This window comes from Anabaena sp. FACHB-1391 (genome assembly GCF_014696755.1).
Classification (GTDB): Bacteria; Cyanobacteriota; Cyanobacteriia; order Cyanobacteriales; family Nostocaceae; genus Dolichospermum; species Dolichospermum planctonicum.
The window spans coordinates 72,977-87,803 of record NZ_JACJQS010000013.1; the positions used below are offsets into that span (position 1 = coordinate 72,977).

16 protein-coding genes are annotated in these 14,827 nt (G+C 39.4%); 7 read left to right on the forward strand and 9 right to left on the reverse strand.

The features are described from left to right. Window positions 1-105: 105 nt before the first annotated feature. The 4 genes from fabZ to purC form a co-directional block, all read right to left on the reverse strand. Window positions 106-591 carry a 3-hydroxyacyl-ACP dehydratase FabZ gene (fabZ, locus tag H6F62_RS08475; protein WP_137906995.1) on the reverse strand — a complete coding sequence of 162 codons (486 nt, stop codon included), beginning with the start codon at window positions 589-591 and terminating at the stop codon, window positions 106-108. A gap of 61 nt (window positions 592-652) precedes the next feature. Beyond that, a complete protein-coding gene (gene lpxC / locus H6F62_RS08480; protein WP_137906996.1) occupies window positions 653-1,501 on the reverse strand; it encodes a UDP-3-O-acyl-N-acetylglucosamine deacetylase in 849 nt (282 codons plus the stop codon). A gap of 95 nt (window positions 1,502-1,596) precedes the next feature. Beyond that, complete coding sequence (locus H6F62_RS08485; protein ID WP_137906997.1) at window positions 1,597-3,912, reverse strand: BamA/TamA family outer membrane protein; 2,316 nt, start codon at window positions 3,910-3,912, stop codon at window positions 1,597-1,599. A gap of 60 nt (window positions 3,913-3,972) precedes the next feature. Further along, window positions 3,973-4,698, reverse strand: a complete 726-nt coding sequence (gene purC / locus H6F62_RS08490; protein WP_137906998.1) for a phosphoribosylaminoimidazolesuccinocarboxamide synthase — start codon at window positions 4,696-4,698, stop codon at window positions 3,973-3,975. Between the two features lie 713 nt (window positions 4,699-5,411). Between purC and H6F62_RS08495 the strand changes: the two genes are divergently transcribed. Then, window positions 5,412-5,672 carry a hypothetical protein gene (locus tag H6F62_RS08495; RefSeq protein ID WP_137907037.1) on the forward strand — a complete coding sequence of 87 codons (261 nt, stop codon included), beginning with the start codon at window positions 5,412-5,414 and terminating at the stop codon, window positions 5,670-5,672. 85 nt (window positions 5,673-5,757) lie between these two features. On the opposite strand, the gene H6F62_RS08500 is transcribed toward H6F62_RS08495, so the two are convergent. The 3 genes from H6F62_RS08500 to H6F62_RS08510 all read right to left on the reverse strand — a co-directional run bounded on the left by H6F62_RS08500 (window position 5,758) and on the right by H6F62_RS08510 (window position 8,903). After that, a complete protein-coding gene (locus tag H6F62_RS08500) occupies window positions 5,758-6,891 on the reverse strand; it encodes a glycosyltransferase family 1 protein (protein ID WP_190371804.1) in 1,134 nt (377 codons plus the stop codon). Between the two features lie 192 nt (window positions 6,892-7,083). Continuing rightward, a complete protein-coding gene (locus H6F62_RS08505; RefSeq protein ID WP_190371805.1) occupies window positions 7,084-8,238 on the reverse strand; it encodes an NAD-dependent epimerase/dehydratase family protein in 1,155 nt (384 codons plus the stop codon). Window positions 8,239-8,402: 164 nt separating this feature from the next. Continuing rightward, complete coding sequence (locus H6F62_RS08510) at window positions 8,403-8,903, reverse strand: hypothetical protein (protein ID WP_242025939.1); 501 nt, start codon at window positions 8,901-8,903, stop codon at window positions 8,403-8,405. A gap of 416 nt (window positions 8,904-9,319) precedes the next feature. Between H6F62_RS08510 and H6F62_RS08515 the strand changes: the two genes are divergently transcribed. From H6F62_RS08515 to H6F62_RS08535, 5 genes are all read left to right on the forward strand, one after another. Then, window positions 9,320-9,667: a hypothetical protein gene (locus H6F62_RS08515; protein ID WP_137907001.1), complete on the forward strand. Its 348-nt coding sequence runs from the start codon at window positions 9,320-9,322 to the stop codon at window positions 9,665-9,667. A gap of 93 nt (window positions 9,668-9,760) precedes the next feature. Continuing rightward, window positions 9,761-11,272 (forward strand): AAA family ATPase, encoded by a 1,512-nt coding sequence (locus tag H6F62_RS08520; protein WP_137907002.1) that lies wholly within the window; start codon window positions 9,761-9,763, stop codon window positions 11,270-11,272. Between the two features lie 145 nt (window positions 11,273-11,417). Further along, the gene (locus H6F62_RS08525; RefSeq protein WP_015081375.1) at window positions 11,418-11,768 is read left to right on the forward strand and encodes a DUF1257 domain-containing protein; all 351 of its coding nucleotides are present in this window, start codon (window positions 11,418-11,420) and stop codon (window positions 11,766-11,768) included. A gap of 136 nt (window positions 11,769-11,904) precedes the next feature. Next, the gene (locus H6F62_RS08530) at window positions 11,905-12,144 is read left to right on the forward strand and encodes a type II toxin-antitoxin system HicA family toxin (RefSeq protein WP_137907003.1); all 240 of its coding nucleotides are present in this window, start codon (window positions 11,905-11,907) and stop codon (window positions 12,142-12,144) included. After that, a complete protein-coding gene (locus tag H6F62_RS08535; protein ID WP_028091050.1) occupies window positions 12,141-12,371 on the forward strand; it encodes a type II toxin-antitoxin system HicB family antitoxin in 231 nt (76 codons plus the stop codon). Before H6F62_RS08530 ends, H6F62_RS08535 begins: the two co-directional genes overlap by 4 nt. Before the next feature lie 15 nt (window positions 12,372-12,386). On the opposite strand, the gene H6F62_RS08540 is transcribed toward H6F62_RS08535, so the two are convergent. Continuing rightward, complete coding sequence (locus H6F62_RS08540) at window positions 12,387-12,575, reverse strand: hypothetical protein (RefSeq protein ID WP_228036633.1); 189 nt, start codon at window positions 12,573-12,575, stop codon at window positions 12,387-12,389. 434 nt (window positions 12,576-13,009) lie between these two features. On the opposite strand from H6F62_RS08540, the gene H6F62_RS08545 reads away from it, so the two are divergent. Then, window positions 13,010-13,615: a hypothetical protein gene (locus H6F62_RS08545; RefSeq protein ID WP_137907004.1), complete on the forward strand. Its 606-nt coding sequence runs from the start codon at window positions 13,010-13,012 to the stop codon at window positions 13,613-13,615. A 151-nt stretch (window positions 13,616-13,766) separates the two neighbouring features. Here the strand turns inward: H6F62_RS08545 and H6F62_RS08550 are convergent, their stop codons facing one another. Then, window positions 13,767-14,813: an ABC transporter permease gene (locus H6F62_RS08550; RefSeq protein ID WP_190371806.1), complete on the reverse strand. Its 1,047-nt coding sequence runs from the start codon at window positions 14,811-14,813 to the stop codon at window positions 13,767-13,769. Between the last annotated feature and the right edge of the window lie 14 nt (window positions 14,814-14,827).

Genomic DNA, 14,827 nt, shown 5'->3' on the forward strand with positions numbered 1-14,827 from the left:
AATTGAAAATTAGGGGTATAGTAGTGTTTAATTTATTCAAACTTTCTCAAAGCTACAACGTATCTAAACATTAGCCATTGAGATTTCTTTAATTGCAATTAATGATTAACTAATCAAAGAAAACATCAATTCCCCTTCAGCAGCTAATTGTCCATTAACTTCCGCTTTTCCTTGCATTTTTCCAAAACGACGCTGCTTTACCCACAACAGTTCCACCGTCATGACTAATTGATCTCCGGGAACAACTTGACGACGAAAACGAACTTTATCAATACCGGCAAATACAAATAGTCCTCCTTGTGAATCTGGCATTTGCGTCATGACCACACCCCCAACCTGTGCCATTGCCTCAATAATTAGCACACCGGGCATCAGCGATCGCCCTGGAAAATGCCCTTGAAATTGGGGTTCATTAAAGCTAACATTTTTAATACCCACGGCTTTTTTTCCAGGAACATAGTCAATAATCCGATCTACCAGTAAAAATGGATAACGATGGGGTAATAGTTCCTGAATTTCCTCAATACTAAAGGTAGTTTTAATAGTCTGTGGATTGCTTGACGGAGAATTAGATTCAGTAATAGTGGACATTAGTGGTACTTTACGTAAGTTATTAGACACCAAAATAAGTAAATTGGTAAATTGGGGAATTTTAGATCAATTCTAAAATCCTGTTTGCTAGTTTAATGTGTAAATTATGACTAGCCTTGTAAGCCAAAAAATGAGCTATAGGGAAATTTCCCAGCAAACTCAAATCTCCTACTAGATCCAAGATTTTATGACGAACTGGTTCATTTGCAAATCGTAATGGTGGATTTAACCAACCTTGGGGACCACAAACTAGAGCATTATCTAAACTCCCACCTTTAATTAATCCCGATTTTTGTAAATGTTCAATTTGATGCTGTAACCCAAAAGTTCGCGCAGGTGCAATTTCTGAAACAAAGTCAGCAGAAGACTTTTCTAAATCTGTACTCATTAAAAAACTGTACCATTGATTACCAATTGCCGGCAAATTAAAATCTATACCATAGCTAAAACGAGTTTCTGGAGCGGGTAAAGCGCAAACAAAAGCATCACCCTCATAAATCCAAATAGGTTCAGTAATAATTAAAGGTGTAGTTATTTTCACTAGTTGTTGGGAAACTAAACCGACTTCCGCAATTTTCTGACACCAAATTTCAGCCGAACCGTCTAAAAGGGGTATTTCCGGTCCATCAATTTCAATTTTGACATTATCAACCCCCATAGCTGCCAAAGCCGCCAATAAATGCTCTACAGTGCGAACACAGACTTGATTCTTACCCAATTGAGTAGAAAGCACAGTCTGACTCACAGCCGCAATTTGCGCGGGGATAATTGGTGAACCAGGTAAATCTACCCGGACAAAAAAGCGACCACTTCCCGCTGGTGCTGCTAATATTCGCACTTGAGTTTTAACACCACTATGCAGCCCCACACCAGTCTGAGTAATTTCCCCAGCTAAAGTATGTTGCTGCATAGTCTCACCATCTGTAATATTGTAACTAATATTGCCCATCTTCCATCTTGAGTAGAAACCCTGATTAATATTGTCCTGATTATTGACCAAACAAATTAAAATCTTTCCCCGATCCCAAAATTAATCCGACTTTCATTATTATCAGTGATCCCGTAATCTATCCGAATAGGTCCTAGTGGTGATTGTATCCGCAAACCTAAACCATAGCCATAACCGTCGCCACTTTTATTTAACAATTGTGCGGCTTTGGTACTAGTTCCCAAGTCACTACCATAATCAAAAAATAGTGCGCCACTGACAACAGAGAAAACAGGAAACCGATACTCAGCCGCAGCTTGGATATAACTGCTACCAGATCCTAATCTACCTTCACCATAACCCCGCACCGAGTTACTACCACCGAGAGTAAAAGCTTCATAGGGAGGTAAATCTCCTAAAATCGTCCCCCCTTGGGCGTTAAATGCTAAAGTTTCTGGTTTTTTACTAAAGCCAATCAATTTAATCGGTAGATACTGACTATAGTTACCCCGGAACCTAGTCATAAAAATACCACCTGAACCTACAGGTACAGATTGATCAAGTCCAAAGCTGAGGTAAGAACCTTTTGTGGGTTGGTTCGGATTATTACGGAGATCCCTTTGCGCTCCTAACTTGAGTAGAAATAAATCGTCTTCTCCTGAAGGGGAAACAGTTAAGGGAATTTTAGCACTAATGTTGCTACCATCAAATAGCGCCCCTTCTGTCCTCAAATTACCATCAGCATCACGACCAGAAACCCGTTGATATTGTAGTCCAGCAGAAGCCACCCATGCTGCATTTTTGTAGGGATTGGTCGTCAATGGACGAGTAAATGTGATACCACCACCCAGCCGAGTAATCCGGGGGCTAACCTGGGCATCTGTATTCGTAATATTATTGGGATCGAAAGTCTCTATGTTTTTATCTTTACCTTCAAAAATCAAGGAAATAGAACGACGACGGAAAATATTAGTTGTATAAGAAGTGCGATAAGGATCACCCGCAATCCAAGGATCAGTAAATCGCAAGTCAAATAGTAGTTCCCGTTCCCCTAACTGTACCTCTGTTCCCAATTTTTGGTTTCTTCCCCCCAGGTTTTGCTGCTGATAGCTGATAGTTCCAAACAAACCACTGGCGGAACTAATCCCCGCCCCTGCGGCAATAGAGCCGCTACTGCGTTCTGCTACATTTATTACTACAGTAACTTTACTCGGATCAGTTCCAGGATCAAGGGAAACATTGACATCTTCAAACAACGCTAACCCAAAAACCCTTTGTAAGTCTCTTTGAACAATGTTACGGTTAAATACCTGCCCAGGTTTTAACTCTACTTCCCTAGTAATTATATAATCTTTTGTCCGTCCCCGAATTGGTTCTCCCTTCTCGTTGACCTCTTGTCCTTCTTTATCGCGGAATTTAACTTTCACGTTTTCCACCACCCCTTCTGCTATCTGTAGGGTGACAACTCCATTTTCTGATATCTTAGGTACTCCAATTAAGTTGGCTAATACATAACCTTGGTCTTGATAACGTTTGGTTAATTGTTTGATTCCCTCTTGTAATTCCCGCAAGTTGAGAATTTTTCCATATTGACTACTAAATATTTCTTGTGCAGTTTCCCCAGGAAGTACGGAAGCTACACCCGTTCCAGGATTTGCTTCTAATTCTACTTTACTGAGAATAGGATTAGGGGTGACAATAAAACTCACCCGTACGCCCAGGGGTGTATCTTCTGGAAGCGCTTGCACGTTGGAGAAAAGCCCAATTCTCACAATCGCATTAATATCTTCTTGCAGTTGAGAACGGGTTGCTGTCTGTCCCGCTTGGGTACGAATGACTTTGTAAATTTCCGCTTCTAATTCGGGCGTGATTTTTCCCGTCTCCGTTTTCACAACTACTTCTGACACCAACACCCGCGCTTCCGTTGTTTCTGGATTAGGAGATGATGTCGGTGGTGTTGTCGGGAGATTCTGATTTTCTTGATTAGATTCAGTCTCGGAGGGTTGGGTGGGCTTTGGTTGTGGAACTTGTGCTGTGATTGGAGTTGTTGTAGTGTTTGGCACAATCACAGCAGCATTATTTACTAGTGCTGAATTGGTTGTTAAAACTTTAACAATAGAAGAATCTTGGTGAGATGCTTTTTCTATAATCCTTGGGGCAACCACGGCGGGATTACACTGGGCAACCACGGGGGGATTATTGCCCCTACATTCGTTTTTGTCAATTTTACCAGGATTGTGCTTGTCTAGTTGATTTGTATCTACTGTCAAAATTTCTGTTGTCCCTGCAAGACTATTAACAGCTTGGGCATTTGCCTTGACGGAAGAACCAACAATGGGAACTGTAATGGCTACCATTGCCATTAATCCCCGTGTTAAACTTGTTTTAATCATTTTTCTCTCTACTACCACACACCATTAATCGTCAAAAGTTATTTACCCTGTTTAAGTAGTTTATACTACTTTTAATACTCTTTGTAAAACCTGCTGGTAAGCATTCTCTATATTTCCTAAGTCACGACGAAAACGATCTTTATCCATAATTCGGTTCTCAGGATCGGTTTGGTTCATGTCCCATAAACGACAGGTATCAGGACTAATTTCGTCGGCTAATAGTATTTGCTGTTGGTGGTCTACACCAAATTCAAGTTTAAAGTCTACCAAGGTAATCTGGCATTTTTCCCAAAACTCCTGGAGAAATTTGTTGATTTCTAATGCTAGATGGGTAATTTGATCAACTTGTTCCGGTCTCGCTAATTCTAAAAGCAATAAGCGATCGCGCGTCAGTAAAGGATCACCTAAATCATCATTTTTGTAATAAAATTCCACTAAAGGCTTTGATAAAACTGTACCTGGTATTAACCCAGTTTCCTTGCACAGACTACCAGCCGCAATGTTCCTCACCACTACCTCCACAGGGATGATTTTTACAGCTTTTACTCGCATTAAATGCGGGGCTGGACTATCAATAAAATGAGTTTTAATACCCTGTTTAGCCAATTGTTGAAATAGTTGGCTAGAAATACTACAGTTGATCATCCCCTTATTCTCAATGCTGCCGCGTTTTTGAGCATTAAAAGCTGTAGCATCATCTTTAAAATCAGCCAACAAAATTTCCGGATCTTCTGTAGCGTAGAGAATTTTAGCTTTGCCTTCGTAGAGTTTAGAATTAACAGACATGATAAGATATTAAAAACTGTTTTTGGTAGTGGACGGCTTTGATGAAATCAGCTTCACCATTTTATCTTTAGTTATTAGTCATTGGTGAACAGGACTTTTCGGCATATTTCACCAACTAATTTAAGTTAACTAATTTAAGTTCTTCCGATCTATTCTAGACCGGTAATGTAAAATTATTACTCTTATCTGTTCCCTGTCACTTGATTAATTAAGCTAAACCCACTAAAAAAATATGTATAAATCATTAGGTTACCTCATATTTCATATATTTAAATATACTTAATTTTCCTGATAGATGGCAGTAGTCATGTATCTAATCTGAATCTGTTTTGAATGTGTCTGATCTTCTGCCAAAATTTGATTTGCAAAATATTGTAGAATATATCAATCTATTTTCAGGAATATAGTCATAACTTACAGAAGATTATATAATCTGTTGTTAATAAATAAGGGGATAATCAGACATGACCAATTACTCTAAAGCTCCACCTATAGCCTGTGAAACCCCGCACTATCAGATGAATGCTAAAAAACTCCTCAAGTGCCTGACTGATAAATACATATCCAGGCATAGGATTTAGCAAAAGCCCGCAGGGTAAGCATTCTGTTACATTTTATTTTCCATCTACTTATAAGTAGATATGATGTCGAAAAGGCTGGTAACGGTATATGTTTTATAGAGTATTTGAGTAAATGGAGAAAAAATAGTGAGTATCAGTAAAGACGATTTTCTCTATCCCCGTAGTCGCTACTATGGTCATGTAAAACCAGAAAACTTGGTATTCAACGCTAATTTACAGGAGTTTGCTCAAAAAGTTGGCTATATCTGTAACCTAGAAACAGGTGGGAAAATTCCCACTGAGGAAGCGTATAAACAAATAAAGTTACTTTGGAAGCAGTTGAAGCAATCAAAAAAACAACTGAAAATAGGCGAACAACCTTCCCAAAATAACAGTTTTGAAGAGGGTAGTTAACTAGTTAATTATCATGTTTTAGCCAAAGATACCGCAGGGTGGAAAAGTCCCTGTGGTTTATGTCACAGGTCACGGAAAACGGTAATTAAGAATTGAATTTTTTATGGTTGAAGACTATTTTTTGATAATAATCTTGAAGTTGTTGTGTAGCAGATGACCATCCCCATTTCTCCGCTTCTGCACGGGCATTTTTACGGATAATATTTATTTCCTGTTTTTCTTTTAACAGACCTATAGTAGCATTAATCGCTTCTTGAATATCAGCTTGGGGATCAAAAAGATATCCATTTACACCATCTGTGACAATATCAGGTATACCTCCAGAACGGGCTGCTACAACTGGACAACCGGAAGCCATGGCTTCTAGCAGCACTAATCCTAATGTTTCTGTGCGGGAAGGAAAAATAAAAGCATCAGCGCTGGCAAAGGCAGAGCCTAATTCTTTACCTATGAGATAACCGACAAAATAAGTATTTGTGCCAGCAAAGTGTTTTTCTAAAGCTTGGCGGTGGGGACCATCTCCCACTAATGCTAATCTGGCATCAGGAATAGCTTCTAAAATCGGTTTAATGCGTTCGATTTCCTTTTCCGCAGAAAGACGACCAACATACAATAATAACGGGCTATCTGGATGATTTTGGGAAAGATGCGATCGCATTTTGTCACTGGCCAACTCAGGATGAAATAACTCTGTATCTACCCCCCGTTGCCACAAATCCACTCTTTCAATTCCATGTGCTGAAAGTTCCTTGACCATTGCCGTAGAGGTACAAAGGTTTAATGCTGCTTGATTATGACCAGCTTTCAGCAACTCCCATAGTAGTCCTTCTAACATCCCTAAACCGTAATGTTGTAGATATTGTGGCAAGTGAGTATGATAAGAAGCCACCAAAGGAATTTTGAGAACTTTACTATAAAAAATCCCTGATAGTCCCAAAACAGCGGGATTAACAACATGAATAATATCTGGTTTAAATTCTGCTAAAGCGTGACCAATGGCAGGGCGAGGTAGTGACATTTTTAACTCTGGATAGAGCGGTAAAGGAAAGCCACTAACTCCGTAAACTTTCGCACCTTTATGTTCAGTGATGCCACCGTCGGGGGCAAATACCAAAACTTGATTTCCATGACGTTGTAAATGGTCAACAGTATGACGGAGGCGTGTCACAATGCCGTCAACTTTCGGTAAAAAGGTTTCTGTAAATAGGGCAATTCGCATAAAAAACCAGAAAGCAGGAGTCAGGAGTTAAGAGTCAGGAGTCAGGAGTCAGGAATTTAGGAGAAAGAACCATAGAAATTTCTCTCCCTGTCAACGGTCAACGGTCAACGGTCAACGGTCAACTGTCAACGGTCAACTGTCAACTGTCAACTGTCAACGGTCAACTGTCAACTGTCACCCGTCAACTGTCACCTATTTTCTATGCCAAGAAACCTTGGGAAGAATTTGTTTGTGATCAACTCGGTTCTGATACTTGACAGCAAAGTTTAAAAGCGAATCAAGTAAAGAATCTGAAAGCAGGTGAGGTTGTAAACCCAAATCCAAGAGTTTAGTATTTTTCGCATTGAAATAGTGTTCTTCCTTCTCCACTCTAGGATTATCTATGTGGTTAATATCCACATTTAACCCCATAGCGTTACCGGCTTTTTTCACCATCATTGCCAAATCACCGACACTAAATAGTTCAGTAAATTGGTTAAACACACGAAATTCTCCCGGTTCAGCAGGATTAGCGATCGCTAATTCAATACATCGTACCGTATCCCGAATATCCAAGAATCCGCGAGTTTGTCCACCTTTACCGTAGACGGTGAGGGGATGTCCTACGCTGGCTTGAATACAGAAACGGTTAAGTGCTGTACCAAATACACCATCATAATCCAAGCGGTTAATTAACAGTTCGTCCATCCCCGTTTCATCAGTTAAGACACCGTAAACTATCCCTTGATTTAAGTCTGTAGCCCTTAACCCCCAAATCCGACAAGCAAAATGGATATTATGGCTATCATGGACTTTGCTCAAGTGATACATTGAACCGGGCTGCTTAGGATAGGGCAAAGTATCCTTACGTCCGTTGTGTTCAATCGTGATGTATCCTTCTTCAATGTCAATATTAGGAGTTCCATACTCACCCATAGTTCCCAATTTCACCAAATGGCAATCTGGGAAATCTTCCCGCATGATATACAGCAAGTTCAACGTACCCACCACATTATTGACCTGGGTAAGAACAGCGTGTTCACGGTCAATCATGGAAAATGGGGCTGAACGCTGTTCACCAAAATGCACGATTGCTGTCGGCTGAAATTGATGTAAGGCCTTATGCAGAAACTCGTAATTAGTAATATCGCCAATAAACAGATCAATAGACTTACTAGTCAAATCTTGCCATCGCTGGAGACGCTGCTGAATTGGTGCGATTGGGGTCAGGGTTTCTACACCCAGTTCATTATCCCAGTGTCGTCGCACCAAACTATCTAAAATGCCAACTTCATAACCTCGATTAGAAAGGTAAAGCGCGGTTGCCCAACCACAATACCCATCACCACCAATAACCAGGACTTTCATCTTTACCAGTTTTTACTCGCTGATAGCTAAATCTATCAGGTTTATGTCCCCTCTTCATCATTAAATTCTTACTAAGACAGTAATCAGTTAAAAATCAAAAATAAAAAGTAAAAAATAATTCCTACTGCTTACCTAACTACGGACAACTGACTACTGACAACTGACTACTGACTAATTTTATACTCTTGAGCAATATAGTAAAACAAGCGATAATAATTTTGAAAGTCTTGACTGTCGCTTTGTCCTTGCCAGTAATATTCCAATTCTGCTTGAGTAATGGTCAACTTAATTATAGTCACCTTTTCCTTAACTTCTACCGTCAGGACGCTAAAAACCCCTTGATTTGTCCGAAAATTATATCCTTGTTCTTGATGTTCTTGAGTTTTGGGTGAGAATTTTAATACGGGCTTACTGGCATAAGAGCGAATTTCTAGGTTTTCCTTGTTTGGTAAAACTAACACAACTCCATCACTGTTGTCTGGGTTTCTTAATTCCTGCCAAGTATGGGGGTAGGGAAACTCAAAACCATAACGATCATTTTTATATGTCTTCCATGTCACATCTTTAACCTGGAAATCATTAGCATTACACCCCCAAACCATCAAGCATGAGCCAAGACTTAAAGTAGTAGCATATAGTATCTTTTGGACATAAGTTACACCCATAACAAAATAACTTGTCGAAAAGGAGAACAGGAAAGAGACAGGGTAAATAATTTTGCCTATAAACCTAAATTACCATGTTAATGTCAGGATTTATGCAAAATATCTCTCAAAACCTCTTTCCTTCGTGATCTTCGCCCCTATCCCTGACGGGACGCTCCGCGAACGTGGTTCATTAGTTCGTAACTTGTGGGTAAGTTCTAGATTTTTTTTGGAAATAATTTTTGATCTAATTAAAGATTTAGCAATCAAACTATAGAGTATTTATTATTACCTTAATTTACTATGTAAATCCTGAACAATGACTATTTATTAAGAAATGTAACAAAATAGGCATTAAAACGGCTTACCATCTTGACAACCAAGAAAAGAACAGATAGAGTGATATACATACCCGGGTAAGACCACTAGAAAGTGATATGCAAACTAAGCAAAAGGTTACGCTATATTTGTCGCCAGAATTGCACAGAAGACTGAAAATTCGTTCTGCTGTTGACTCAGAACCGATGTCAGACATGGCAGAACGAGCGCTTAATTTCTACCTGACGAACTCAGAAGTAGTAGAAGAATTAGAAGCGTCTTCTTATGGGCGAACCCATCGGCTTTATTCCTGTCCTACTTGTGAAACTTCACTGGTGTTACGGAATGGAGAACTAGTGGATTTGGGTAATCCAGCGGGAATAATAGGTGAAGAATGTTTACCTATTGACAACAGAGAAAAAGATCAAACCCATCCTAAGAGTGAGGAAGAATTAGTCCCTTGCTAGATAGGAATTGTTAATGATTAATTCATAGTATGGCTTCAGGCCAGGCTACCGTTATTAGTGCTGTCTCTATAAGGTCTCAAGTAGGTCGATAGTATGAAAGAAGAGCTCAATATTTTAATTCAAGCTCAATACCCTTTAATCTACCTTGTGACCTCCGAGGAAGAACGGGCAGAGCAGGCAATTTTTAAAGTCTCTCAAGAGTTAAAGCCCCAAAGGCGAGTATATGTGTGGACAGTAACTCACGGTATCGTGGAGTACGGTCAACCTCGCAGTACAACCCAACACAATACTGTTTCTCCCGAAGCAGCAATTGATTGGATAATTCGTCAAAAAGAACCCAGTATATTTATTCTTAAAGATTTACATCCCTTTATTGATGCGCCAGCAACAACTAGATCGCTCCGGGACGCGATCGCTAGTTTTAAAGGAACGCAAAAGAACATTATCTTAATGTCCCCTGTGCAACAAGTTCCCATCGAACTAGAAAAAGAAGTTGTTGTTTTAGATTTTCAATTGCCTGACATGGCTGAGTTAAATAAAGTTTTAACCGCCCATCAAGAGCAAAATCGGGGGCGACGGCTGACAACCGAGGCGCGAGAAAGGCTTCTGCGAGCCGCTTTGGGTCTAACCAAAGATGAAGCTGAGAAAGTATACCGCAAAGCACAGGTAACAACGGGGCAATTGACAGAAAATGAAGTTAATATAGTCCTGTCCGAGAAAAAACAACTCATCCGCCGTAACGGTATCTTGGAGTACCTCGAAGAAGATGAAACCATTGATGCTGTGGGTGGTTTGGAAGAGTTGAAAACCTGGCTCACCCAACGCTCCAACGCCTTTACAGAAAGAGCGAGAGAATATGGTTTGCCCCAACCTAAAGGAATGTTAATTCTCGGTGTTCCCGGTTGTGGTAAGTCACTAATTGCTAAAACTACCTCCCGTTTATGGGGTTTACCAATTCTGAGATTAGATATGGGGCGGGTCTACGACGGCTCAATGGTGGGTCGCAGTGAAGCTAACCTGCGGAACGCCCTGAAAACGGCAGAATCAATTTCCCCCACGATTCTGTTTATTGACGAATTGGATAAATCCTTTGCGGGTAGCGGTGGTTCTGGCGATTCCGATGGGGGGACATCAAACAGAATTTTTGGCTCTTTCCTCACCTGGATGCAAGAAAAGAAATCTCCAGTTTTCGTAATGGCCACTGCTAACCGTGTAGAACGCCTACCTGGAGAGTTTTTGAGGAAAGGTCGTTTTGATGAAATTTTCTTTGTGGATCTGCCCACACCGGAAGAACGTCAGGATATCTTCGGTATTCACCTGACCAAACGCCGGGAAGATATTGCTAGATTTGATTTAGGACAACTAGCAAAAATGTCCGATGGCTTTTCGGGGGCAGAAATTGAACAAGCGGTCGTGGCGGCTATGTATGAAGCCTTCGCCCAAGATCGGGAGTTCACCCAATTAGATATTATTGCTGCATTGAAGTCTACTTTGCCGCTGTCACGAACGATGCAAGAACAGGTCACAGCTTTAAGAGACTGGGCCAGACAGCGTGCTAGACCCGCAGCCTCCTCTGTTGCTGAATATCAGCGCATGGAGTTTTAAAAGCTTTCCTCTGCTATATCAGGGGGAAAGGTTAGTCACAAGACTAACAGTTAGAAAAAAGCCGTTCCCAAATCATGCGGCTTCGCTGAAAAAAAAAGAACCGTTGTCGTTTTTCTCATCAATCTTCTTATTGGAGGAAACCCAAATGTCTCACTTTAGCACTCTGCGTACCAAGATCACCGATGCCGAAATTCTCAAATCTTCTTTGCGCGACTTGGGTATCAGTGTCAAAACTGAAGCTGATGTTCGCGGTTATAATGGTCAACGTCTCCGCTCCGACATCGTTGCTGTATTGGAAGGCGAGTACGATTTAGGTTGGTCTCGTAACAGTGACGGTTCTTTTGACCTCATTGCTGACCTTTGGGGTGTTGCTAAGAAGCACAACCAGACTGAGTTAATCAACTCTATTAATCAAAAATATGCCGTTAACAAGACTTTGGCTGAAGTAAAACAGCGCGGTCTGCAAAACGCTAACGTTAAGTTGGTATTGCAGTAACAATTTCTCTAGCGCGTTCCCAAAGTGAAACGGGTTAACCTTCTAATCAGCGGTTAGCCCGCTTTTTTTTGTCTGAATCAGGATTATGTTGTAAATAAATAGCATAAAATATAAACTAGGGGTGTGGTAATGAGAAATGCCGAAGAAAATAAAAGAACTGAAGGGAATAGTAGCAAAAGTTGGGTATCTCCTTCAAGCAGGTAGAGGTAAAGGAAGTCATACTTACTGGAAGCATCCTTTATTACCGGAAGAACCATTAACCATACCGGGAAAAGATGGAGATGATGCTCCGTTATATTTAGAAAAAAACATTCAACGGGTGCTGAAAAAACTTGAAGAATTGAACAAGCAAGAAAATCAAGAAGGTGAAGAATGACTTATCATTACAGTATGGTGATTCAATGGTCTCAAGAGGATCAACTTTTTTTAGTTCACTTACCTGAATTTCCCTGGCAGGAGTTTCATACTCATGGTAGAACTTATGAAGAAGCTGCGAGAAATGGTCAGGAAGTGATTGAAACTTTTGTGGAGATGCTGACTCAAGAGAATAAAGCATTACCAGAACCTAGAATGCTTCCTACACAACCGTTGCAAGTTGCCTAGTTTAAGTTTCGGCAATTATAGCAAATCTTTGGCTTTACATCCGCGTAATATCGGTTCTCCATCTTTTATGGGAATACTGCTTGATTTAATAGTAGAGGCAGTTATTTTGGTTTTGAGATATTCAAGATAGTCGAGGGTTTTTTCCAGAATAGGTTCTGGTGCGTTTTCAATTGACGCAATGAGTTTTTCTTTAATGGTGGTCATGGGGGGTACTAGGGAAGTATAGAAATAAAAACTTTCTGGCAGTAAAATGTAGTAATTATTAAAACTTAATTCAAACCTAATTTACTGTTAAAACTGTCAATAATTATATTATATTATCTGATCTAGATTTACTCCAAATATACTCAAATATGGGTAACTAACAGTATAATATGTCTAATATTCGACTCATGAGACTTAGGTAACAAAGACTACTTTATGAAAATTGATACAGAAGCGATCGCTACGGTAGACAAAGTTGAATGTGAGATGATTGAAAATTAACATCCTGTAAACCCTAAAATCCTGGATATCCTGATTCAGACAAATGATTGATTATGAATGCACGTTTTCACGCCATGTAAAAATCTAAATTCTAATAGGCTTTAATTGCTCTTTTTACTTCTTTACCTGTAAATTCTAATTCAGATAAATTTATGACTCGTAAAAAAATATTATCAGAAAATCAATCCTACACATTTCGATCTTACTTTGAAATGCCCTATGAACCTGATGAAATACTAGCAGAATTGGGCTATTCGTTAATAAGAAAACATCTTACTTTACCACGAAGCGATCGCCATTTACAAAGACTAGAAGAATTAAAACAACGAATTGAAGAATCTTTACCTTTAGTAAGTTTGAGTAGTGAAACAGCAAGACGAGAAACCCTAGTAGCACCAACATTATTAGAAGTTGCTCGCTATTGTCAATGTCAAGTGAGAATTGAATACCCATTGTCTGTAAATAACTGGTTAAAGGGTAATTTAGATTATTTTCTCAAACATAATCCTAGTTTATTGGTAGTTGAAGCTAAAAATGATGATTTAACACGAGGTTTTACACAACTTGCTGTAGAATTAATTGCTATTTCTCAAGTAGAAGAAGGAGATGTTTTTTATGGATGTGTTACCATTGGTGATGCTTGGCGTTTTGGAATATTAGAAAAAATCAATCAGCAAATTTTTCAGGACATTTCCTTATATCGCATTCCTGATGATTTAGAAGATCTAATGAGAATTTTGGTAGGAATTTTGGCATAAACTAAATTTTCTAAGTTTACCCAATGAATTTGTTAAGACTTACATTAGCTGTTGTTTATGGTGGTCATTAAATGTTTAAGTCCCATTAGGGGTTGAGTATTAGTTTCATGCAGGAAAGAGAGTTTAAGAGATATTTTGTGTAAGTCCGGTTCTAATTCAAATCTTCTAATTTAATTCTCGGATCAGCAGCTTTTAAAATTAAGTCAGCGATTAAATTACCAATAATTAACAATACTGCACTCATGACCAAACTGGCCATGACTAAATATTGATCTTTGGCTAAAACTGCTTGTAGGGTTAATTTTCCTAAACCTGGCCAATTGAAGAAATATTCTGTAATAAATGCACCACTTAACAAACCCGCTAATTCAAAGCCCAGTAACGTAATTAATGGGTTAATAGCATTTCGCAAAGCATGGACATAAATAACGCGATTTTCTGGAAGTCCTTTAGCGCGAGCAGTTTGAATATAGTCTTGACGTAAAACATCCAATAATTGACCACGCATAATGCGTTGTAAACCAGCAAAACTGGTAACACTCAAAGCGATTAATGGTAAAATAGAATGCCAAGCAATATCCAAAATTTTACCTAACCATGTTAGTTCCGCATGATCAATACTAGTCATATTACCCACAGGAAAAAGCGGGGTAGTCAGTTGAGCAAAAAAGAGCAAAAATAAGACAGTGATAAAACTGGGAATACCTTGACCAGCATAACTGAGTACCTGCAAAACCTGGTCAGTAAGACGATTTTGTTTGACAGCAGCGAGAATACCCAAAGGAATTGCGATCGCCCAGGTTATAATCAGGGAAGCGATCGCTAAAAATAAAGTTGCTGGTACTCGTTCCCATAACAGCGATGATACAGAACGTTGATAAACAAAACTCGTGCCAAAATCGCCTTTAGTCACAATTTGCTTTAACCAAAACCCAAACTGTTCTGGCCAAGACTTATCTAAACCAAATTGTCTTGTAATTTCCTCAATCCTTTCCGGTGAAATTTTCGGATTTTGCCGCAGAGTATCTACATAATTTCCCGGAGATAACTTCATAATAAAAAACGACAAAGCCGACGCTAAAAAAACCGTTAATAGTGCTTGTAAAAGCCGTTTGATTATATAAATAAAAGTCTCACTAGTAACTAGCTTAACCAGCCAGTCTCGACTCGTTTCCAGGGAAATTTTTGTATTAGTCATTGGTCATGAGTCAG